We start from the raw sequence: 19,805 nt of genomic DNA, 5'->3' as shown, positions 1-19,805 counted from the left end.
CGGTCGGGTTTCAGATGGAGCGTTTCATCTTCACCAACACCTGATCAAGTGCCTGAAGAAATTCGCTTCGATCACGCTTGCTGAAAGGCGGTGGGCCGCCAATTCCGTCGCCTGCATTCATGCCGGTCCGCAAATCAGCCATGATCGCACGGGTGGCGATGGCGCTGCCGATGGAATCCTGAGTGAAGGGTCTGCCATTATAGGCGAGCACTTGTGCATTGGCTTTCACACAGCGCTCGGCAAGCAGGATGTCGGCGGTGATGACGATAATGCCGAATGCCGCGCGTTCGGCGATCCAGTCATCGGCGGCGTCGAAGCTGTCATTGACCACAACACGGCTGACTAGTGGGCTTTGTGGGATCCGGAACGGGGAATTGCTGACGATCACCACTGGCACTTTGTGACGGGCCGCGACCTTGTAGATTTCCTCTTTCACCGGGCAGGCATCGGCATCGACAAAGATTTGCAGGCTGTCTCTCATGCTGGCCCGATCAATGTTTGGTTATGCGCACTAGCGACCAGTCGTAGCCGAGCTCGATCACTCGGTTTTTGAGCATGACTTGCAGTTCGGCGTCAGGTTTTTCATCGCGCGTTAGCATCCACAGATAGCGTCCGCTGGGTTCGCCGACGATCGACCATTCGTAGTTCTCGCCGCGATCAAGCACCCAGTAATCGCCATAGAATGGGCCAAAAAACGAGACTTTGAGCTTTGCGCCATTGGACCCTTCAACGATCTTGGCACGACCGGTTGATTGGTCAGCCTTGCCATCAACGCTACCCTTCCGGCACGAATTGACGACTTTGATTTTTGCCCCCGAACTTTTGGCATCGCGCAGAGAATAGTCTGCGGTGACTGCTTCGCATCCCTTCTGGAACGGTGCTTCGTAACGGCCATATTCGTACCACCGGCCCAGATACTTGTTCGTCTCGACCGACTTGGCGGGCTGCGGAACGGCGATATTGCCGACCGGTCCTGGCTTGCCCACGCAAGCGGAGGTGGCGAGGGCGACTGCCAGAGTTAGGCTGAGCGTTATTTTCTTCGTCATCATCGTTTCCTGACAAATTCGGCGCGTAGCACCAAACCCTTGATGCCTGGATACTTGCAATCAATCTCCTGATCGTCGCCCGTCAAACGGATGGATTTGATGACAGTTCCCTGCTTCAAGGTCTGACCTGCCCCCTTGACGGTCAGGTCCTTTATCAGAGTAACTTGGTCACCATCAGTAAGGATATTACCGACCGCGTCGCGCACTTCCAGGACATCAGCGCTGTCGGCCGCATCCTGTTTGGCCGCGAATTCGGAAGCGGGCATCCATTCCCCGGTTGCTTCGTCGTAGACATAGTCTTCGTCTGATGTGCTCATCCCTGCGCTCTGCGTATCAAACGGGGTTTTGTCGAGAGTCGCTAGAAGGGAAATTGGGCAGGGGGTGAGAGTTTGAAATTCACCCACCTGCCCAAAGCGGTAACATTATCGACTGTGCAGCAGCATGGTGGCACTGGCTTGTATAAGCGCGACAAAGCCGGATCGATCACAACAAAATTGACGGTCAAACGCAGGTCATTCACCTGAAAATGCTTGGAATATCGAAGAAAGATATCTGGCAGTATTGCGTCTAGTGTCTTTTCGTTGGAAAGCTGATGCAAGGAAAAGGGGGGAGGAGATGTCGATGCATTCGCTGATCTATGTGAGCACCGTTGCAGACGGGGTAAAGCGCGAAGACGTCGATGCATTGGCCGATGCCGCTGCGACCAACAATGCCCTCGCCGGTGTTACGGGCATGCTGGCATATAATGGACAGCACTTTATGCAGCTTCTTGAGGGGCGCCGCGATGTGATCGACGAGCTGATCGAGAAAGTATCGCTCGATGCAAGGCATCGCGATCTGGCGATCATCCGGCGAGAGGACAAAACTACGCGCGAATGCCCTGATTGGTCGATGCGTACATTTGTTGTACCGTGCACCAAGGCAGGTAGCGCGAAGGAACTGACGGAATCGCTTCCCAAAGAGTTCCGACCCGAAACAAAGATGCTGTTCACGAGCTTTGGCTCAATGGTTCGCAATACCGCAGGAGCTTAGCGATGATTATCAGAAATTTGTTAATCGGTACTACCGCCATCTTGCTCACCGGATGTCAGGGAAATGCTGAACCGGGAACGGTCACTGCCGATACTGCCGAAACCTTCACCGAAATCGGTGCCGAAGATACGCTCAATTTCAGCGGCACCGAGCCCTTTTGGGGCGGAGAAGTGACGGGTGACCAGCTCCGTTTTGACACGCCCGAAGATCCCGATGGACAAGTGATAGCGGTCAAACGCTTTGCAGGTTTGAACGGTGTCAGTTTCAGCGGACAGTATAACGATAGCGCATTCGATCTGGCCGCCACGCCAGGTGATTGTAGCGATGGTATGTCCGACTGGACCTATCCCTATGTGGTCATCGTCCGGATCGGCGACAGCACTTTGCAAGGGTGCGGTTGGACCGATGCGAAGCCGTTTACGGGCGATCCAAGCCCCTGAGATAGAACAACTAACCCTGTAGTACCCGTTTATTGTCCTTCGTTGTCAAATCTGATATCGAGGTTCAATAGGAGAGTTTTATGGCATGGACTGCACGCGCCGGGTTAATGCTATGCTTGCCGATTGTGATGTTGATGAGTTCTGCCGTGGCTGTGCGCGGTGAAACGCAAAAAACACCTATTGATGCAGGCAAGATTGACGCGGTACTGTCGGAGCTGGTCGACAGCGGCTCGGTCAACGGTGTGTCAGCTCTAGTCTATAGAGCTGATCAGGAAATCTACTTTCGATCTGTCGGTTTCGCCGACCGTGAAGCCGGTCGTCCTTGGCGGCGTGACACGCTGGCGACCCTCTATTCAATGACCAAGCCTATCACCGGCGTCACCTTGATGTCGTTGTACGAAGACGGGCTGTTTGACCTGCATGAACCGCTGGCGAAATACCTTCCAGAATATGCCGATGTTCAGGTTTTTGCGGGAACTGGTTCTGATGGTCAGCCTATTGTTGAGGCCCCGCGCCGCCCGATCAAAGTGATCGATATCTTCCGGCATACATCATGTCTCGGATATGGCTGGAGCGATCATCCTGTGGCTATATTGATGGACGAAGCCGATGTTTTCGACCGCTCTAAACCGCTGGCACAGATGAGTGCTGATCTGGCCGCAACTCCGCTATTCTGCCACCCGGGCGAAGAGTGGCGCTATGGTGCGTCGGTCGATGTCCAAGCACGCTTGGCAGAAGCGGTCACAGGGCAGAGTTACGAAGACATTGTTACCGAACGCGTGCTGAAACCGCTGGGCATGTCGGACACCGGATATTTTGTACCGGCCACCGCCAAACCGCGCCTAGCAGCGGGGTATATGCGTGATGTGAGTGGTGCCCTTACCCGGATACCCGATGCCGACGTTTACGGTTTCGAGACTGTCAAACCGGTTCAATTCAATGGCGGGCACGGCCTCATTTCAACGATCGATGATTACATGCGCTTTGCTCTAATGCTGCAGAACGAGGGGACACTTGACGGCGTCCAAATCCTGAAACCGGAGACGATTGCGCTGATGTCTCGTGATCATTTGCCGGCCGGACTGAGGGAGCGTGATTTCCTTCCAACAAAAGGGCAAGTCGGCTTCGGTCTGGACTTTGCGGTGCGCATTGCACCGCCCACCAGCGCTGACGAACCCTATGGCGTGACAGGAGAGTTTTTCTGGGATGGAGCGGCAAGTCTACTGTTTTGGGTGGATCCTAAAAACGATCTAACAGTGGTGTTTTACACGCAAGTCATGCCCTTTGATCTCGCCGCGCAGGCCAAGTTCCGGCGCGCTGTATATGATGCCCTAGACTTGATTGACCAGCCGCGTTCGGGCGAGTGATTAGGCGAATCCGCAATACCGTGCTAATACACTCCCGCTGACGTCGAAAATTGCGACGGAACTTCGGTACTTAGACTTCGGAATAGCGCCTATCACTTGGGCGATTCCACGTTTGGCGACGACTTCCTTTCATTTCACGCACTGATGCATACCCCTGCCGCAGCACTTCCGCTGTGAAGGGTTCTACGTTCTCGAAAGGAACGCCAATAATGACTACCGGTACAGTAAAATTCTTCAACGCCGACAAAGGCTATGGTTTCATCCAGCCTGAAGATGGCGGCGATGACGCATTCGTTCACATCACAGCCGTTCATGCCGCTGGCATGCAGACGCTGGATAAAGAACAGCGCGTTAATTACGAACTGGAAACAGGCCGTAACGGTAAAACTTCTGCAGTGAACCTGACAGAAGCATAAGCCCGGCTAACGCCTAATTTTCGAGCGGCCGGATGCGGTTCAACCGTGTCCGGCCTCTCATAGTACTACCCTGAATGATACCGTAGGAGAGATGTTTTGAGTCAGAATTTCGAATTCTACAATACCCGTGCCAACGAAGCCGCTGCAGAAGCAGCTGCGGCAACGCTGGACAATGTACGCGAGCGTGCACTCCGGTCTGAAACCGCATGGCGGGAAATGGCCGACCGTGCGAAACAGATGGAGCAGGAGCGCGAAGTCGCCCGCATCGAACGCGAAAAACGTCAGGCAGAAGCAGCCGAACTGGCCGCTGCCAAAGAATTGGAAACCGTAGAAGGTTAGCTAGCTCACGAAGCAAGCATCCGGGTGAGCCGCTGGCTGTTCAATCGAACTCAAGTCCAGCGGCCTTCGCCTCCTCAATAATCTCCGCCCCGGTCTTCATCGGGGTTTCCTGCGCAAAATCGTAGAAGGCGGGTTTCTCGTCAACGAAAATCTGTTGCTCGATCTCCGCGCCATCGCCGATATCGAACAGACCTGCTGCAAAGCTGTGATGGTCGGTCGGCGTGAACCGGTACCACAAATTAGACCCGCATTTTGCACAGAACGCTCTCTCCGCCCAGTCGGAGGAGGGGTAGCTGGTGACGTGCTCCTTGCCAGTCACGCTGAACGCTTCGCCGCTCACACCCATAAATGGTCCGCCTCCCCACCGGCGGCACATGTCGCAATGGCAGATATCGACCAGCGGCTTCAGCTGTTTGACCGCAACCGCCACCGCGCCGCACAGGCATTTTCCCTCGGCCTGATCGATCATCTCAAGGTCAGAATGTGCATCCATATCGCATCCCCTTCCGTAGCTACATCATCGCAAGCAAAGGGACGGCCCGCAATGTTAAATTTGGGGGCAAATTCTGACCAATTCGGAACCACCGCTTTGCTGGCGCATTGCTAAACCTGAACCTTCGGCACCCCCGCCGGGGATTTCCTTTCTCTCCTATTTCGAGGATCTAACTCAATGAAGAAATTCGCTATTCCCGCTCTCGCATCGGCACTTGCTCTGTCAGCATGTGGCGCCCCTGCGGAAGAAGAAACCACCACGGTAGAACCAGAAGCAACCGAAGCTGTTGCTGCAGAGCCAGCCGGCACTTTGGTCGAAGTCGCATCGGGCAATGAAGATTTCGCCACACTGGTCGCAGCCGTCACCGCAGCAGACCTTGGCGAAACACTCTCGGGCGAAGGCCCGTTCACCGTGTTCGCGCCGACCAATGCAGCGTTTGAAAAGCTGCCAGAAGGCACCGTAGATGGCCTGCTGAAGCCCGAAGCCAAAGACGATCTGGCCGGCATTCTGACATACCACGTGATCAGCGGCAAAACGATGGCTGAAGCTCTGGATGCGGCGATTGTCGACGGCCAAGGCAAAGCCGAACTGGTCACTGTGCAAGGCGCTACATTGACTGCTGAAGCCAAGATGGGCGCAGTCATACTGACAGACACGGCAGGCAACACCGCAAACGTTACCGCAGCAGACGTCGAAGCATCAAACGGCGTGATCCATGTGATCGATACGGTTCTGATGCCGCAGTAATACAGCGCATCTGATACGATGATTGGGGCGGTTCCTGCATGTGCAGGGGCCGCCCTATCTTTTTCGGCCTTTCACTGGGCCCTTCGTTTTGTGCAAGCGTTCATGGCAGGCTATGATAGGCCAAACGTTTAACTGGCGGGGGACCAAACAATGATCGGCAAATTCATCACCAGCGGCATAATCGGCCTCGCATCCATGGCAGCACTGCCCACCGCAGCGCACGCGTCTTTCGATGACCAATTCGTGTGCGAGTCTATTGGCGATGTCGATCTGCTGGTCATCATCTCCTCCCGCGATAGCAGCAACGCATCTGTCCAGTTCAGTTCGGGCGACGGCACCGAAGAGGGCGAGCCCACGCTGGAACCGATGCGGCAAGTCGTCTCCGCATCGGGCATGAAATATGCGGGCCTTGGCCTGATCTTTCACAGCAAGGGCGGCGAAGGCACTCTGGAGACCGAAGCAGGATCGACCACATGCCGCTTTGCGGGAGAGGAAGCTGAAGAATGGGCGGAAGCGCTGGACATACAGGCATGGTCATGGGGCGGCATTGTCCGCGCCGGTCCGGGAATGGAGTTTGACCGCGTAACCAGCCTGCGGGAAGGCACCCCCGTAACATTACGGCTCAAAACCGGCGAAATGATGAACGGCTACCCATGGTTTATGATCCGCCTGCCCGATGGCCGCGAGGCCTATCAGTGGGGCGGCATATTGTGCACTGACAGCCCGCCGATAGACGGCACCTTTGCGGGCGATGGGTGTCCTTAGTCGGCTTTTACGCCAGCTTTCTCCAGCTCAGGCCCAAGCCGCCGCGTCAGCCATAGCCACCACATTTTGAAATCCGAAATCAGGCTCCATAACGGATAGGTGAAAGTCGCGGGGCGGTTCTTCTCGACCGTGAAATGCGCCAACCAAGCAAAGAAATATCCGGCCACCGGCATGCCGATCAGCCACCACCAATTGCCGGTGGTGAAGCCCGTCCATACCGCAAATACCGCGACCGCAATCACCAGCGTCGTCCCGATATAATGCAACGCCCGCGTCGTGGGCTTGGAATGCTCGCGCAGGTAAAACGGCCAGAACTCGGCGAAAGTGGTGTAGGTCTTGGTCATGCGTGGAGGATGGCAGAAGACCGGCGCGCAGGCAAATTGGCCGATGGAATTCTTCACGAGAATTATTACTTCCAAGGCAACATAGTTCATGATATGTTCTTTGAACTATATTAGGAAATATTGATGAGCAACAAAATACAATCATTCGGTGGAGCGCATACGAAGAAGAAGCTTGATGCCGTGGCTGGCTATCTTGAAGCTTATGTGACCGTGATGAAGAAACAGAGCTTCTGGCTTAGTTATGTGGATGGCTTTGTAGGCTCAGGTTCGTCGATGTCGCAGAGCAGTGCAGCTTTGGCAGAGGTGCAAGAGCCGGACTTATTCCCTACGAATGATGTAGTTCGCGGGTCACCAGTTCGAGCGCTTGAAGTTTCTCCAGCTTTCGATGAGTACGTCTTTATCGAAGCGGACCAGAGCAATGTTGAGTCTTTGACGGCATTGGTCTCCGAATTTCCTGACAAGAACATTCAGATTCAACAGGGGGATGCCAACCAAAGGTTAATCGAGCTTGCAGCAGATCTCGGTGCTGATCGTAGAAAGCGCGCAGTTGTTTTTCTTGATCCGTTCGGCTTGAGCGTAAGATGGGAAACGATGCGGGCTCTTGCGGCCACTGAGAAAGTAGATTTGTGGTACCTTGTTCCAGTGCATGGGATGTCTCGACAGATTCGAAATGACGGTACTTTCCTGTCGAGCGCGACAAAGATTGATGAATTGTGGGGCTCGACGGCTTGGCGAGAGCTTGCTGTCCGACCATTAGAGACTGATGCTGATCTGTTCGGTGATATCGATGATCGGGTGGAAAAAGTCGCGAAGGCTAAACAGTTTTCAGAGATGTTTCGGGACCGTCTAGCGGAAATTTTTGCTGGTGGTGTAGCGCGTAATTATCTTCCTCTTGGGAGAGGGCGGCTTCACGATTTCTCATTGATGTTTGCCTGTGCAAACCCTAGCCCTGCCGCACATCAAACGGCATTGCGCATCGCAAACCACATATTGAGGCCGAGATAAATGAGCTCAAATTCGCACATCGAATGGACAGACGTTACTTGGAATCCTGTGGCTGGGTGCAGCATAGAGTCTGCAGGATGCACGAATTGCTACGCGATGAGAATGGCGGCTCGTTTGCAAGCTATGGGTCACGCGAAGTACGAAGGAACTACACGAAAGAGTGGCGGTCGGCACGTTTGGACAGGTCGAGTGAATCTTGACAGAAAGGTACTCGACGAACCGCGCACTTGGAAAAAGCCAAAACGAGTTTTTGTTAACTCAATGTCTGACTTGTTCCATCCGGGCGTTCCGTGTGAGTTTATCGAAGATGTTTGGACGACTATGGCGGATTGCGAAATTCACCATTTCCAAGTCCTTACCAAGAGACCAAGCCGCATGGCTGATATGTTTGCAGATGGCAGGCTGCGACCTCTTGAAAATGTTTGGGTTGGAACATCTGTAGAGGACAGTGCAGTTCTCGAAAGAATGGACGCCCTGAAGTCTATTCGCGGAGTTACGCGTTTTATTTCTTTCGAACCGTTGATCGGCCCCGTTCCTAATGTTGATCTGTCGGATATTCATTGGGCCATCGTTGGTGGAGAATCTGGACCGAAGTCGAGGCCGATTGAACAGGCATGGGTTGAAGAGATCGAAACCGCTTGTCGGGTGGCAGGTACGGCATTTTTCTTCAAGCAATGGGGCGGTCGCAACAAGAAGGCGGCAGGTAGAGAATTGCGTGGCGAAACTTTTGATGAATATCCGCACCAGTTGGTCGCTTAGAGACTTTCCTACACCCCCAAATCTGCCTAAGCGGTCCCCATGACCGACCTCTCACTTAAGGCTCACACCACCCCCAACCACCACTCAGCAAGACACGCGCAAAGGCGACAGGTGGGGGCCCCTGTTCTCTGTCCGTCACCTTCGTGCGATGTGAGCTAACATTATGAAAATATGTGCTAAATCAGCAAGTCGCGAAGGTGACAGGGTGTCGCCTTTGTCACCCTCCTGTCATTCCCGCCTGCGCGGGGATGACGGCCTAGGACAATAATACGTCGCGCGTGTCTTAAAACAGCCCCGGCACTTCGCGCTGGACGGCTGATGGATTGTCCGGCTGCAGCAATTGCTTCTGGCTTGCGCCGGTGCTTTGCACGCCTTGGAAGCCCGGTGTGCCGGTGATCGGAGTGCAGGATGCGCCGCCGTCTCTTAGGAAAGCTAGGGCGCGGGCGACGGAGGCCTCTGCCGGATCGCCGAGCTGGTTGGAGATGTCGTCACTCGCTTGGCAGGTGTTGGGCATCACGCCCGCCAGCCCGCTGAAATATTCGCCGTCGCCGTCGGCATTCTCGGTCTGGAAAGTCACGGCGCGGATACGGTCATCGCAGGCGGCAAGATCGAAGCCGAATTGGCCGACCGGCTTGCCCGATGTGTTGGTCCCGACCAGCGCGATATTGTTGCCCAGATAAGGGAGCAGCGAATTGGTCACCAGCTCACTGGCGGAAGCTGTGCCGCCGCGCCCGATCACCGCGACTTTGGTCGGCTGGATGGAGCCGGCCTCGGTCTCGAACAGTTCTGTCTCGTTATTCGCGGCCTTGCTCGGGCGCAGGACGGTACGGCTGAACACCTGGCCGACCGAATTGCGGCCCATCAGATCGCCCATCAATTCGGCAATGCTGACCAAGCCGCCGCCATTATAACGGAAGTCGAGAATGATCTCGGTAATGCCTTGGTTGCGGAAGTCCTGGAACGCGGCACGCAGATCATCTGCCGCGTCGGCCACAATAAAGGTGCGTAGATTGATATAGCCGACCAGCTTGCCATTATCGTTCAGCGTCAGCGCGCCATAGCGATCGGATACTGCATCGAGCGAGAAATCAGCCTTGGTCACGGTTACTTGGGTCTCGGTGCCGTTGAGCTGACGGATCACGAAAGTGCGCTGCAATCCTGCGTCGGATGCGCCGAGCCGGTTGATAACGCCTTGTGGTCCTTCGGAGGCCATTACGGTCGAAATCGATTCCAAGGTGGTTGCCGATGTTCCGAGCGAGATCAGCTCAACGCCGCGGTCGAACCCTTGCGGGAAGGCGGGCGCGGTTTCGAACGCTTCGATCACGAACACGCGATTGTTGGCGGTGTCGTAACCCAAGCGGATGCCGAAGCCGGCGCTGGAGCCGCTGTTGATCAGCTCGTTCTCTTCCGCGATCGAAGTGATGAAGGAGAAGCCTTTGTCCTTGTCTTGCGCGCGGGCCGGAGCGACCAGCGCATTGATATAGGACTGCACGGTCGAGTGATCCGCTTTGTTCACTGTCGTGTCGAGCAGATCGGGGAACAGATACCATTCATCGAACACCGCAAAGGCGAAGTCCTGACGTTCGGACAAGGAACAGCCGGCGGTTGTCGGGGTAGGCGTAGGCGTAGGTGTCGGTGTGCCGCCGGTGGTTGGCGGTGTGGTGCTGGTGCCTCCTCCGCCACATGCAACGAGAGAAACTGCGAGCGTCATGCTCAGCACATTGCGACCAATACCCATGGTGAAATTACTCCGAAATACGTCCCTACCCGCGTCCGGGCATCCAAATTGCTGATTGAACGATGCCGCCTGAACGGGGGCTGGGCAAGCGGCGATTGCGCAGAAATATGGTTGCTCATCCGTAAAAAGGGCAATTTGACCCCGATTTTTATGCCGCATCGGTGGAAAACCCCGATTTTCGCCCTAATTTCTGGTGCCGAAGCCTCGCCGCCCTCTGCGAAGGGGCGTAGAACATTATTTCAAGGAGAGAGATGTAAATGTCTGCAGAAGTTCCCGCTTGGCTGAGTGATGCTCTGAAAGGAGCGCATGCGAATGCTGCCAAGCTGACCATTGCAACACTGGCCGATCAGCGCGCATTCGGGCGTGGCGGTTTCTCTCTTTCCAGCCCCGCATTTGAAGATGGCGAAGGCCTTGATCCGTGCTTTACTGCGGATGAGGAAGACGCCGTTGCGCCGCCTCTCGAATGGAACGCGCCGCCTCCCGGATCGCAAGAGATTGTGATTGTGGTTGAGGACGCCGATGCTGCTGGTGATACGCCGACATGTCACTGGACCGTCTGGGGCTTGCCCGGACAAAAGGGCATGCTGCTGGAAGGTGAAGCTCCTCCGCGTGTTGGCAAGAATTCTCAACGCAATTCGGAATGGCAGCTCCCTGCGCCGCCGATGGACGATGATGCCCATACATATGTTTTTCAGATCTTCGCGCTCGACCTTCCGATGGTCTTGATGCCTGGCGCCTCGCGTGCCGAGCTTATCAAGGCGATGGAAGGGCATGTCGTTGCCGCAGCGGTGCTAACAGGTACCTATAAGCGCGAAGAAGGCGACGACGACCTAGCTGAAAACTGGGATGAGGATGACGACGGTTAACAGACCGGAATATTACCAAGTGAAGCCAATCTAGGAAAGGAACATACCATGGCTGGCAAGAACAATGCACTTCAGAAACCTGTAACTCTCTCGAGCGAGCTCGAGAACGTAATCGGCAAAGGTCCACTGACCCGCGCGCAAGTTACGTCGAAAGTATGGGAATACATCAAAGGCAACAGCCTGCAGGACAGCAAAGACAAGCGTCAGATCAATCCTGATGCGAAGCTGGGCGCTGTGATTGGCAATGACCAGATTTCGATGTTTAAGATGACGGCTGCTGTTTCTAAGCACCTCACCTAAGTCGAACGACTATCGGGAGCGGAACGGCCAGTTGGTCGTTCCGCTTACCCACAGCGCGAGCCAAATGATTATAGGCTGCGCAATCATTCTCGGCACATGATAGATCAGGCCCATCCCGCCATCATCACGCGCCATATCCATGACAAAATGTTTGATGTTCGCTGGCCATACGCATAGCGCGTAGAGAGCTAGGCCGATCCCTGCCGCCTTGCGTAATTGCGGCCACCATGGTTGCACCAGTCCTGCAGCGCCCAGAAGCTCCGCCACGCCCGTCCAGAACACGACTGCACCTGGGTAAGGTACCCAATCGGGCATTACGACCATAAACCCACTTGGAGCAGCCAAGTGCAAATAACCGACAATCGCGTAAAAGATCGCGAGTACCCAGAGCAGTAGAGTGCGGAACATTATGCTTCTCCTCCCGGAACCCAACCAGGTAGGGCTAATTCAAAGCCAGAAAATTCAAACCCCGGCGCAACTATGCAGGACACAAGCGTATAGCCCTCTGGTCCTTGTGCCGGTCCAGCAGCTTGCCACGCATCGGGCTCGATTATTTGTTGAGCGTGCTGTCCGTTCAGAACGTCAGGCCCCAAAGTGATCGAATGTGCTGGCCCGTCATCGCCTTCAGCCATCGACAGTCGCAGAGGGTCACCAGCATGCCAGAGCCAGAACTCTGCCGCATCAACCTTGTGCCAATGCGATGATTGACCTGCCTCAAGCAGAAAGTGAATGGCTGTGGATGCTGCGCGCTCACCATCGGCAACCGGGGCACGCCATGTCTCGCGGTACCATCCTCCTTCAGGATGAGGCTCCAGACCAAGCTCGGCGATGATCGCGCGTGCGGTACTCATACTGCGTCATCCCCCTTCCAACCGCGTCTGTTTGCGGTAGAACCCTGACATACTCATAGAGCCCGCATTCGGAGACCGTAAATGAAAAAGCTCGCACTGCTTCCCTTGATCGCGCTGATGGCAACACCGCTTGCGGCGCAAACGCCCGAAGAGGTTGCGGAGGAAGCCTTGGAGAATGCGCCGATCTGGGACGGGCATAATGACGTCCCGATCCAATTGCGCGGCCGGTTCCGCAACGTGATTGGCGAATTCGACTTTGAAGATACGACCGACACGGGACCGGAGCATTCTTCGGGCCGCACCATGCATACCGATTTGGAGCGTTTGCGCGCGGGCAAAGTCGGTGCGCAGTGGTGGTCGGTCTATGTTTCCGCCTCGCTGAGCGAACCACAAGCTGTGCAGGCTGTGGTCGAGCAGATTGACGTGACCAAGCGACTGATCGCCAAATATCCCGATGATCTGCAATTGGCGCTCACCGCTGATGATGTCGAAGCGGCGATGAAGGACGGCAAGATTGCTTCGCTGATGGGAATGGAAGGTGGTCATTCGATTGGGTCCAGCCTGGCCATTCTGCGCCAGACTTATGCAATCGGTGCCCGTTACATGACGCTAACGCATTCTAAAAATACGCCGTGGGCCGACAGCGCTACCGATACACCCGAGCACGATGGTCTGACCGACTTCGGTAAAGATGTGGTTCGCGAAATGAACCGGATCGGGATGCTGGTCGATCTTAGCCATGTCAGCGAAGCTGCAATGCATGACGCGCTTGACGCAGCGAAAGCGCCTGTGATTTTCAGCCACTCATCCGCGCGCGCAATCAACGGCCATGCACGCAATGTGCCCGATGGGGTGCTGCGGCGCTTACCCGAAAATGGCGGGATTATCATGGTGACGTTCGTTCCCGGCTTTCTTAGCGAGCCAGCGCGTGAATGGAATGCCAATCGGTCCGCTGAACAGGCTCGTCTGAAGGCACTGTGGCAAGGTCAGCCCGAACAAGTCAGCAAGCGACTGGACGATTGGGATGCAGCTAACCCGCTACCCAAAGCGGGCGTTAGTGACACCGCCGACCATATCGTTCATGTGCGCGCGGTTGCAGGCATCGACAGTATCGGCATTGGCGGCGACTATGATGGCATCCCCTTCGCGCCTGACGGGCTAGAAGACGTCTCCACTTATCCCGCCCTGTTCACTGAATTGGCGCGTAGAGGCTACACCCAGAGCGAGTTGGAGAAGATATCTTTCGGTAATATGATGCGCGTCATGCGCGCTGCCGAGGCGTATAAGGCCAGCGTGTCAGGCATGGCGCCAATTGAGACGCCCGTGCCCGATTGATCACTAGGTGATCACGAAAACAGCGCTGGAATGATCCAGACCGCCGACATCGCGATAATCGCCAACAGCAAGCTGACACCCAGGACCCAGCGCATCGCACCGGTTTTGCGACCGCCGCTGGCTTCAGTGTCGTTAACATGAACTTCGTCGCCGTGCTTATGCATAAATTCGTTCCATCCCGTATCTTACTTCAATGTGACAGGGTTTGAACGGTCAGTCCAATCAGCGGTTCCGGGTCGGCAAAAAACTAATCGCGCAGCAACTCGTTGATTCCCGTTTTGGAGCGGGTTTGCGCATCGACTGTTTTGACGATCACAGCGCAGGCGAGGGATGGTCCCGGCGTACCGTCAGGCAGCGGCTTGCCCGGCAATGCACCAGGAACGACCACGCTGTAAGGGGGGATATGGCCGGTGATAATCTCACCCGTTTCGCGGTTTACGATTTTGGTCGATTGTGTGATGAATACACCCATCGCGACCACGCAACCTTCGCCGACAATCACGCCTTCAACGATTTCCGAACGGGCACCGATAAAGCAATTATCGCCGATGATAGTTGGGTTGGCCTGCATCGGCTCAAGCACGCCTCCAATGCCAGTACCTGCCGATATATGGCAGTTCTTACCGACCTGCGCGCAGCTGCCGACGGAGGCCCAGGTATCGATCATCGTGCCGTCATCGACATAGGCGCCGATGTTCACGAAGCTCGGCATCAGCACGACGTTTTTGCCGATATGAGATCCCTGCCGTGCTATGGCTCCAGGTACAACGCGGAAGCCCGCATCACGGAAACGCGCATCATCCCATCCGGCGAATTTCGAAGGCACCTTGTCATAGGCAGGCGTACCGGCTGATCCGCCATCCATCACGACATTATCGTTGAGGCGGAAGGATAGCAGCACGGCTTTCTTCAGCCACTGATTGACCGTCCAGCCACCATTGCCATCGGGCTCTGCCACGCGGCCCTCTCCGCTATCGAGCATCGCCAGAGCCGTATCGACATGCGTGCGAACGTCGCTGCTATCCGGCGTCACGTTGGCACGGTCTTCCCATGCAGCTTCGATGGCGGTTTCGAGGGTTGCGGTCATTATGTGGCTCCAGATACAAGGTTCGCTGGTGCTGCTAGCGCTAGGGCGAGGGACCAGCAAGAGACATAGCGTTGCGATGCGGCAAATCTTACTTCCTGCTAACCCTTTACCTTGAGCGATAATTCAGGCTAATCATTGAGGTAGAGGGGATAAGAACAAGGTCGGACTATGCCCTCAATCCATCGAACCAAAGCTCAATATTGCTTGGCCCAGTACCGTTGGGGAAGCGCTTTTGCTGCACTTGCTCTGCTGTCGGGTTGCGGCGGTGGAGGAGGCGGTGCCGGACCGATCAGCACACCGGCTCCAGTGCCGACGCCTACACCCACTCCGACCCCCACGCCGACCCCCACTCCAACCCCAACGCCCACACCTACTCCGACACCAACTGCGACAAATTTTAACACAGCCGAATTCCGGCGATCTGACGGCCCTGATTTTCATGCCGCGGTCACAGCGTGGCAGGACGGCATAACTGGCGCGAACGAGATTATTGCGATTATCGATACGGGCATCGATACAGACAGTCCGGAATTCACCGGGCGGATACATCCCGATTCACGAGACGTGGCGGGCAATCCGACGGTTGAAGCAGAGGATGATCACGGAACCAACGTGGCTCTGGTTGCGGCGGCCGCGCGCGACGGCACGGGCGTAGTCGGAATCGCCTTCGATGCGGACATCCTTGCTTTGCGTGGGGACCGCCCCGGTACTTGTAACACGGATACCGACGAAGCATTGGATGGCTGCTCTTTCCGCGACCGGGATATTGCCGACGGCGTAGATCAAGCGATTACATCGGGCGCGACGGTCATCAATTTGAGCCTCGGCGGAAGCCTCCCGACGACCCAATTGAGCAATGCCATTCGCCGGGCGGCTGATGCGGGGATTGTCATCGTGGTCTCTGCTGGAAATGATGGGGACTCGACCGAGCCTGGAATTGACCCTGATCAGCCGGATCCGTTTGCTGCAGGCGCGCTGGCAGCAGGCGGTGCCAATGTGATCATCGTCGGTTCGGTTGATGACAATGGAGAGATTTCGGACTTTGCCAATCGTGCGGGCGACCTGTCTGCGTCGTATATTAGCGCGCGCGGCCAGCGCATTTGCTGCATCTACGAGGACGGCGTGCTGCGCGTTACCGAGGAGAATGGTAGCCGCTTCGTAACGCTGTTTTCGGGCACAAGCTTTTCGGCACCGCAAGTAGCGGGTGCGGTGGCGTTGCTCGCGCAGGCATTCCCCAATCTGACTGGCGCGGAGATAGTCGAGATACTGCTTAGCTCCGCACGCGAAGCTGGCGATGCAGGGCCCGACGCGATCTTCGGGCGCGGAGTACTCGATATCGGCGCCGCTCTTGCTCCGCTGGGTACAACGACCTTAGCCGGCTCGACCGTCTCGCTGGCATTGAGTGACGACACAGGCGTTGGATCTTCGCCGATGGGCGATGCGCTGGTCAACGTGCCGCTGGAAACGGTCGTGACTGACAGTTTTGATCGCGCGTATAATTACGATCTTGGGAGCCGGTTGCGCAGCGCCTCGGTCCGACCACGCTTACAGGGGGCGGTTGAAACGCGCGGTCGACAAGTGGCGATTGGAAGCGAAGCAGTTTCTCTGGCTTTCACCGTTGGCGACACAAATGGAATCGCGCCGGTTGGGCAGCTGCGTTTGTCGCCCGATCAGGCGGAGCAGGCCCGTGTGTTGGTTGCGCGGATCGCGCTCAAGATTGCGCCCAAAACCGATCTGGCATTTGCATTTGCCGAGGGTGCGCAAGGGCTGGTTGGGCAATTGCAAGGACAAAGCCGTCCTGCATTCTTAATCGCGCAGTCTGCTGCTGGCGACACCGGCTTCTTTCGCCGTAACGATGCATCTTTCGCGTTGCGCCAGAAGGTGGGTGCTTGGGGCGTCACTCTGAGCGCTGAAACCGGCGATGCCTATTTCGGGAATTTCCGCAATTCTTCCAGTCTCGTTGATCGCCGACGCGAGCAGCGCGGTGTGAACAGCTTTGCTCTGTCGGCGGATCGCAGGCTTGGATCGCTCGAAACCGCACTCGGTTTAACATGGATGCAGGAAGATGAAACCGTGCTCGGGGCGTTCTTCCATGAGTCCTTCGGAGCAGGCGGAGCAGATACGATGTTCCTCGATGCCTCTGCCGCCATCGCGTTGGGTCGCGACTGGCGTATGGGCGGATCATTCCGACAAGGCTTTACCCGCGCGAACCGGATCGGCTTGATCGCAGGCGGGTCTGATTTCACCAGCCGTGCGTGGTCGTTTGATGTGACGAGGCGCGGCGTATTTTCAGGTCGAGACAGTTTCGGGTTTCGCGTCTCCCAACCGCTGCGTGTAGAAAGCGGCGGGCTGACACTCAATCTGCCGGTGGCTCATGACTACAGCACCGAAAGCGCGATTTTTGGTAATCGCCGCGTTTCATTGTCGCCCAATGGCCGTGAGCTCTTGAGTGAGATGGCATGGCGCGGGCCATGGGCAGGCGGGACCGCATCGGCCAGCATGTTCTACCGCCAACAACCGGGGCATGTGGCCGCATCACCGGACGATGCAGGCGTTGCGGTCAAATGGAGTAAGAGCTTCTAGTTTGCGGCGCCAGAGTGAAGGCCTAGAGCCCAGCCTTCTTCGCATACTGATAGGCCCGCTCGACCAGCGGAACCACGCGGTCAGACATCTTCTTGGCGTGCGCGCTTGACGCGGTGCCGTCGATCACGCGCTTCTTGATGCCCTGTATGATCCCGGCGAGGCGGAACAAGTTGAACGCGAAATACCAATCCATTGGCGGGACAGGATATCCGGTCCGCTTTACGTAGCGCTCTACGGCTTCTTCCATCGTCGGAATGCCAAGAGTCTTGTGATCGAGGCCGCCAATTCCTGCGCGGCCATCAACCGGACTGATCCAGTTGAGCATCAGGTACGAGAAGTCACTGACCGGATCGCCGAGCGTTGAAAGCTCCCAATCGAGCACGGCAATTACGCGCGGCTCGGTCTTATGGAAAATCATATTGTCGAGGCGGTAATCGCCATGGACAATGCTGCTGGCATGTTGATCGGGGATGGTGGTCGGGAGCCATTCGATGAGCTGGTCCATTTCGGGGATCACTTCGGTTTCGGACAGCTTGTACTGCTTCGACCAGCGCGAGATTTGGCGCGCACAATAATCCGTAGGCTTGCCGAAATCGTCCATTCCGATCGCCGCCACATCGGTGGTGTGCAGATCGGCCATTGTGTCGATCATGGCGTTGTAAATACTAGTCCGTTCAGCATTGTCTGATGCCGGTAGAGCGCCGTCCCACAGGCTACGTCCGTCGGCCATGCTCATCACGAAGAACATCGATCCGACGACGTCCTTATCCTCGCATAGACCGTAGGCCTTTGGCACGGGAAAGCCGGTCGGGCCGAGACTGGCCATGGCTTTGTATTCGCGGTCTACAGCATGTGCGCTTGGCAGTAATTTACCGAACGGCTGGCGGCGCAGGACATAGGACTGATTTGGCGTGTCGATCCGGTACGTCGGGTTCGATTGCCCGCCTTTGAATTTGGTCATCGATAACGGGCCCGAAAAGCCCTCGACATTGGCCGCCATCCATTCGGTCAGCTTGCCTTCGTCGAGCTTGTCCGCATCGGGCACTTCGACCGTGCCGACCATTTCAGCTTCGTAATCCATTGTCTGTTCGTCAGCCATAATTCACTCAATCGAATACAATTACAGAGCGCGCGAAATGTCCGTCGCGCATCTTGTCAAAGCCTTGGTTGATCTCGTCGAGATTGATGCGCTCGGCAATCAGCGTGTCGAGATCGAGCAATCCGCGCATATAGAAATCCACGAGACGCGGCAGGTCCACTGGGAAGTGGTTCTCGCCCATGATCGCACCTTGCAGTTTCTTGCCGCCAAGCAGGTCCATTGCGCCAAGTCCGACTTTGCAATCAAGCGGCATCATACCGAGAATGATTGCCGTACCGCCGCGCCGCAGCGAAGCTACGGCTAGGTCAGCGGACGCCTGACGCCCGACAGCTTCAATGGCGTAGTGCACGCCGCCACCGGTCATTTTGATGATCTGTTTGGCAGCGTCTTCGGCCATCGCATCAACGGTGTGTGTCGCACCGAGAACTGTAGCCAATTCCCGTTTCTCCGGAATCGGATCGGCAGCAATAACCATGCCGGCACCGGCAATCTTGGCTGCGTTAATCGCTGCAAGGCCGACACCGCCACAACCGACCACAACCACTGTTTCGCCTGGAGTGATATTAGCCGCGTTGAAAATAGTGCCAGCACCCGTTGTCACTGCACAGCCGATCAGGGCAGCACGGTCCAACGGCATTTCTTTGTCGATGGAGACGCAGGCATTTTCATGAATCAACATCTGCTCGCTAAATGCGGACAGGTTGAGCATCTGATTGACTGTCTCTCCGCCGTTGCGGGAGATACGCGCAGCAGCATCTTTGCCGCGACGTGTTGCCGCACCCATGCACAATGCCAAGCGGCCTGTGACACAGAATTCGCATTGACCGCAAAACGCCGAAAGGCACGAAACGACATGGTCACCCGGCTGGACCGAGCGAACCTCGCTGCCCACCGCACGGACAACACCCGCCGCTTCGTGGCCTGGAATTGCGGGCAGCGCATGCGGATAGGTGCCATCGATGAAGTGGAGGTCCGAATGACACAGGCCGCAGGCCTTGGTGTCAATCAGAACCTCATGCGGAGCCGGATCAGCCAACTCGACCTCACCAATGGTGAGGCCTTCGCCGGGCTGCTCCAGGATTGCTGCTTTTGCCATTAGTATCGTCTCTCAAATCCCGTTCGGTTCGAGCCCAGTTGAGAACCTTTGCTTACAGTGTCTCGACTTCGCTCGACACGAACGGTTTAGCTATCGC

The 19,805-nt window shown here is 56.2% G+C and carries 26 protein-coding genes; 14 read left to right on the top strand and 12 right to left on the bottom strand.

Features of this window, described 5'->3' with window-relative positions:
• Positions 1-10: 10 nt before the first annotated feature.
• The 3 genes from J9777_RS09315 to J9777_RS09305 are packed head-to-tail and all read right to left on the bottom strand — an operon-like array spanning position 11 to position 1,363.
• Complete coding sequence (locus J9777_RS09315) at positions 11-469, bottom strand: YaiI/YqxD family protein (RefSeq protein ID WP_209348677.1); 459 nt, start codon at positions 467-469, stop codon at positions 11-13.
• A gap of 22 nt (positions 470-491) precedes the next feature.
• A complete protein-coding gene (locus J9777_RS09310) occupies positions 492-1,049 on the bottom strand; it encodes a lipocalin family protein (RefSeq protein ID WP_245228559.1) in 558 nt (185 codons plus the stop codon).
• Positions 1,046-1,363, bottom strand: coding sequence for an alkylphosphonate utilization protein (locus J9777_RS09305; protein ID WP_209348424.1), 318 nt, complete (start codon positions 1,361-1,363; stop codon positions 1,046-1,048). Before J9777_RS09305 ends, J9777_RS09310 begins: the two co-directional genes overlap by 4 nt.
• A gap of 72 nt (positions 1,364-1,435) precedes the next feature.
• On the opposite strand from J9777_RS09305, the gene J9777_RS14740 reads away from it, so the two are divergent.
• The 6 genes from J9777_RS14740 (at position 1,436) to J9777_RS09280 (ending at position 4,640) form a co-directional block, all read left to right on the top strand.
• On the top strand, positions 1,436-1,570 hold the full coding sequence (locus J9777_RS14740; protein WP_280842177.1) for a hypothetical protein: 135 nt from the start codon (positions 1,436-1,438) through the stop codon (positions 1,568-1,570).
• A 97-nt stretch (positions 1,571-1,667) separates the two neighbouring features.
• Entirely contained in the window at positions 1,668-2,078 is a 411-nt protein-coding gene (locus tag J9777_RS09300) for a BLUF domain-containing protein (RefSeq protein ID WP_209348423.1), read from the top strand.
• Between the two features lie 2 nt (positions 2,079-2,080).
• Positions 2,081-2,518, top strand: a complete 438-nt coding sequence (locus tag J9777_RS09295) for a hypothetical protein (RefSeq protein ID WP_245228558.1) — start codon at positions 2,081-2,083, stop codon at positions 2,516-2,518.
• Between the two features lie 80 nt (positions 2,519-2,598).
• Complete coding sequence (locus J9777_RS09290; RefSeq protein ID WP_245228557.1) at positions 2,599-3,885, top strand: serine hydrolase domain-containing protein; 1,287 nt, start codon at positions 2,599-2,601, stop codon at positions 3,883-3,885.
• 209 nt (positions 3,886-4,094) lie between these two features.
• Complete coding sequence (locus J9777_RS09285; RefSeq protein ID WP_209348422.1) at positions 4,095-4,301, top strand: cold-shock protein; 207 nt, start codon at positions 4,095-4,097, stop codon at positions 4,299-4,301.
• Positions 4,302-4,397: 96 nt separating this feature from the next.
• Positions 4,398-4,640 (top strand): hypothetical protein, encoded by a 243-nt coding sequence (locus tag J9777_RS09280; protein WP_209348421.1) that lies wholly within the window; start codon positions 4,398-4,400, stop codon positions 4,638-4,640.
• 40 nt (positions 4,641-4,680) lie between these two features.
• On the opposite strand, the gene J9777_RS09275 is transcribed toward J9777_RS09280, so the two are convergent.
• Positions 4,681-5,133, bottom strand: coding sequence for a GFA family protein (locus tag J9777_RS09275; RefSeq protein ID WP_209348420.1), 453 nt, complete (start codon positions 5,131-5,133; stop codon positions 4,681-4,683).
• 177 nt (positions 5,134-5,310) lie between these two features.
• Here J9777_RS09275 and J9777_RS09270 point away from each other — a divergent pair, with 177 nt between their 5' ends.
• Positions 5,311-5,880 (top strand): fasciclin domain-containing protein, encoded by a 570-nt coding sequence (locus tag J9777_RS09270; protein ID WP_209348419.1) that lies wholly within the window; start codon positions 5,311-5,313, stop codon positions 5,878-5,880.
• Between the two features lie 150 nt (positions 5,881-6,030).
• The gene (locus J9777_RS09265; protein WP_209348418.1) at positions 6,031-6,645 is read left to right on the top strand and encodes an MliC family protein; all 615 of its coding nucleotides are present in this window, start codon (positions 6,031-6,033) and stop codon (positions 6,643-6,645) included.
• Here the strand turns inward: J9777_RS09265 and J9777_RS09260 are convergent.
• Complete coding sequence (locus J9777_RS09260; RefSeq protein ID WP_209348673.1) at positions 6,642-6,989, bottom strand: DUF962 domain-containing protein; 348 nt, start codon at positions 6,987-6,989, stop codon at positions 6,642-6,644. The genes J9777_RS09265 and J9777_RS09260 overlap by 4 nt on opposite strands.
• Before the next feature lie 123 nt (positions 6,990-7,112).
• Here J9777_RS09260 and tcmP point away from each other — a divergent pair, with 123 nt between their 5' ends.
• Both tcmP and J9777_RS09250 read left to right on the top strand, forming a co-directional pair.
• Positions 7,113-7,994, top strand: a complete 882-nt coding sequence (gene tcmP, locus J9777_RS09255; protein WP_209348417.1) for a three-Cys-motif partner protein TcmP — start codon at positions 7,113-7,115, stop codon at positions 7,992-7,994.
• On the top strand, positions 7,995-8,753 hold the full coding sequence (locus tag J9777_RS09250) for a DUF5131 family protein (protein WP_209348416.1): 759 nt from the start codon (positions 7,995-7,997) through the stop codon (positions 8,751-8,753). It abuts the gene before it with no gap.
• 283 nt (positions 8,754-9,036) lie between these two features.
• On the opposite strand, the gene J9777_RS09245 is transcribed toward J9777_RS09250, so the two are convergent.
• A complete protein-coding gene (locus J9777_RS09245; RefSeq protein ID WP_209348415.1) occupies positions 9,037-10,491 on the bottom strand; it encodes a S41 family peptidase in 1,455 nt (484 codons plus the stop codon).
• A gap of 257 nt (positions 10,492-10,748) precedes the next feature.
• On the opposite strand from J9777_RS09245, the gene J9777_RS09240 reads away from it, so the two are divergent.
• Both J9777_RS09240 and J9777_RS09235 read left to right on the top strand, forming a co-directional pair.
• Complete coding sequence (locus tag J9777_RS09240; protein WP_209348414.1) at positions 10,749-11,357, top strand: YbhB/YbcL family Raf kinase inhibitor-like protein; 609 nt, start codon at positions 10,749-10,751, stop codon at positions 11,355-11,357.
• A gap of 48 nt (positions 11,358-11,405) precedes the next feature.
• On the top strand, positions 11,406-11,657 hold the full coding sequence (locus J9777_RS09235; protein WP_209348413.1) for an SWIB/MDM2 domain-containing protein: 252 nt from the start codon (positions 11,406-11,408) through the stop codon (positions 11,655-11,657).
• A 9-nt stretch (positions 11,658-11,666) separates the two neighbouring features.
• On the opposite strand, the gene J9777_RS09230 is transcribed toward J9777_RS09235, so the two are convergent.
• Positions 11,667-12,065: a DoxX family protein gene (locus tag J9777_RS09230; protein WP_209348412.1), complete on the bottom strand. Its 399-nt coding sequence runs from the start codon at positions 12,063-12,065 to the stop codon at positions 11,667-11,669.
• Positions 12,065-12,508 (bottom strand): cupin domain-containing protein, encoded by a 444-nt coding sequence (locus J9777_RS09225; protein WP_209348411.1) that lies wholly within the window; start codon positions 12,506-12,508, stop codon positions 12,065-12,067. The genes J9777_RS09230 and J9777_RS09225 overlap by 1 nt, the downstream gene beginning before the upstream one ends.
• Before the next feature lie 81 nt (positions 12,509-12,589).
• On the opposite strand from J9777_RS09225, the gene J9777_RS09220 reads away from it, so the two are divergent.
• Positions 12,590-13,843: a dipeptidase gene (locus J9777_RS09220; protein WP_209348410.1), complete on the top strand. Its 1,254-nt coding sequence runs from the start codon at positions 12,590-12,592 to the stop codon at positions 13,841-13,843.
• An 11-nt stretch (positions 13,844-13,854) separates the two neighbouring features.
• On the opposite strand, the gene J9777_RS09215 is transcribed toward J9777_RS09220, so the two are convergent.
• Positions 13,855-14,007 carry a hypothetical protein gene (locus J9777_RS09215; protein ID WP_209348409.1) on the bottom strand — a complete coding sequence of 51 codons (153 nt, stop codon included), beginning with the start codon at positions 14,005-14,007 and terminating at the stop codon, positions 13,855-13,857.
• An 83-nt stretch (positions 14,008-14,090) separates the two neighbouring features.
• Positions 14,091-14,930: a 2,3,4,5-tetrahydropyridine-2,6-dicarboxylate N-succinyltransferase gene (gene dapD / locus J9777_RS09210; protein ID WP_209348408.1), complete on the bottom strand. Its 840-nt coding sequence runs from the start codon at positions 14,928-14,930 to the stop codon at positions 14,091-14,093.
• A 204-nt stretch (positions 14,931-15,134) separates the two neighbouring features.
• On the opposite strand from dapD, the gene J9777_RS09205 reads away from it, so the two are divergent.
• Positions 15,135-17,513 carry a S8 family peptidase gene (locus J9777_RS09205; RefSeq protein ID WP_245228556.1) on the top strand — a complete coding sequence of 793 codons (2,379 nt, stop codon included), beginning with the start codon at positions 15,135-15,137 and terminating at the stop codon, positions 17,511-17,513.
• 22 nt (positions 17,514-17,535) lie between these two features.
• Here J9777_RS09205 and J9777_RS09200 read toward each other — a convergent pair whose 3' ends face one another.
• Both J9777_RS09200 and J9777_RS09195 read right to left on the bottom strand, forming a co-directional pair.
• Entirely contained in the window at positions 17,536-18,612 is a 1,077-nt protein-coding gene (locus J9777_RS09200) for a phosphotransferase family protein (RefSeq protein ID WP_209348406.1), read from the bottom strand.
• A 7-nt stretch (positions 18,613-18,619) separates the two neighbouring features.
• Entirely contained in the window at positions 18,620-19,708 is a 1,089-nt protein-coding gene (locus J9777_RS09195) for a Zn-dependent alcohol dehydrogenase (RefSeq protein ID WP_209348405.1), read from the bottom strand.
• Positions 19,709-19,805: the final 97 nt, after the last annotated feature.

It is taken from the genome of Pontixanthobacter sp. CEM42 (genome assembly GCF_017812015.1).
Taxonomy (GTDB): Bacteria; Pseudomonadota; Alphaproteobacteria; order Sphingomonadales; family Sphingomonadaceae; genus Pontixanthobacter.
This window is presented reverse-complemented; position numbering and strand designations above follow the sequence as displayed.

Excerpts from the sequence above, each read along its gene's own strand:
- J9777_RS09215 (WP_209348409.1), bottom strand. The coding sequence starts at position 14,007 with ATGCATAAGCACGGCGACGAAGTTCATGTTAACGACACTGAAGCCAGC.
- J9777_RS09200 (WP_209348406.1), bottom strand. The coding sequence starts at position 18,612 with ATGGCTGACGAACAGACAATGGATTACGAAGCTGAAATGGTCGGCACG.
- J9777_RS09225 (WP_209348411.1), bottom strand. The coding sequence starts at position 12,508 with ATGAGTACCGCACGCGCGATCATCGCCGAGCTTGGTCTGGAGCCTCAT.
- J9777_RS09290 (WP_245228557.1), top strand. The coding sequence starts at position 2,599 with ATGGCATGGACTGCACGCGCCGGGTTAATGCTATGCTTGCCGATTGTG.
- J9777_RS09245 (WP_209348415.1), bottom strand. The coding sequence starts at position 10,491 with ATGGGTATTGGTCGCAATGTGCTGAGCATGACGCTCGCAGTTTCTCTC.
- J9777_RS09305 (WP_209348424.1), bottom strand. The coding sequence starts at position 1,363 with ATGAGCACATCAGACGAAGACTATGTCTACGACGAAGCAACCGGGGAA.
- J9777_RS09275 (WP_209348420.1), bottom strand. The coding sequence starts at position 5,133 with ATGGATGCACATTCTGACCTTGAGATGATCGATCAGGCCGAGGGAAAA.
- dapD (WP_209348408.1), bottom strand. The coding sequence starts at position 14,930 with ATGACCGCAACCCTCGAAACCGCCATCGAAGCTGCATGGGAAGACCGT.
- J9777_RS09260 (WP_209348673.1), bottom strand. The coding sequence starts at position 6,989 with ATGACCAAGACCTACACCACTTTCGCCGAGTTCTGGCCGTTTTACCTG.
- J9777_RS09240 (WP_209348414.1), top strand. The coding sequence starts at position 10,749 with ATGTCTGCAGAAGTTCCCGCTTGGCTGAGTGATGCTCTGAAAGGAGCG.
- J9777_RS09300 (WP_209348423.1), top strand. The coding sequence starts at position 1,668 with ATGCATTCGCTGATCTATGTGAGCACCGTTGCAGACGGGGTAAAGCGC.
- J9777_RS09310 (WP_245228559.1), bottom strand. The coding sequence starts at position 1,049 with ATGATGACGAAGAAAATAACGCTCAGCCTAACTCTGGCAGTCGCCCTC.
- J9777_RS09195 (WP_209348405.1), bottom strand. The coding sequence starts at position 19,708 with ATGGCAAAAGCAGCAATCCTGGAGCAGCCCGGCGAAGGCCTCACCATT.
- J9777_RS09220 (WP_209348410.1), top strand. The coding sequence starts at position 12,590 with ATGAAAAAGCTCGCACTGCTTCCCTTGATCGCGCTGATGGCAACACCG.
- J9777_RS09235 (WP_209348413.1), top strand. The coding sequence starts at position 11,406 with ATGGCTGGCAAGAACAATGCACTTCAGAAACCTGTAACTCTCTCGAGC.
- J9777_RS09230 (WP_209348412.1), bottom strand. The coding sequence starts at position 12,065 with ATGTTCCGCACTCTACTGCTCTGGGTACTCGCGATCTTTTACGCGATT.
- J9777_RS09250 (WP_209348416.1), top strand. The coding sequence starts at position 7,995 with ATGAGCTCAAATTCGCACATCGAATGGACAGACGTTACTTGGAATCCT.
- tcmP (WP_209348417.1), top strand. The coding sequence starts at position 7,113 with ATGAGCAACAAAATACAATCATTCGGTGGAGCGCATACGAAGAAGAAG.
- J9777_RS09295 (WP_245228558.1), top strand. The coding sequence starts at position 2,081 with ATGATTATCAGAAATTTGTTAATCGGTACTACCGCCATCTTGCTCACC.
- J9777_RS09285 (WP_209348422.1), top strand. The coding sequence starts at position 4,095 with ATGACTACCGGTACAGTAAAATTCTTCAACGCCGACAAAGGCTATGGT.
- J9777_RS09270 (WP_209348419.1), top strand. The coding sequence starts at position 5,311 with ATGAAGAAATTCGCTATTCCCGCTCTCGCATCGGCACTTGCTCTGTCA.
- J9777_RS09265 (WP_209348418.1), top strand. The coding sequence starts at position 6,031 with ATGATCGGCAAATTCATCACCAGCGGCATAATCGGCCTCGCATCCATG.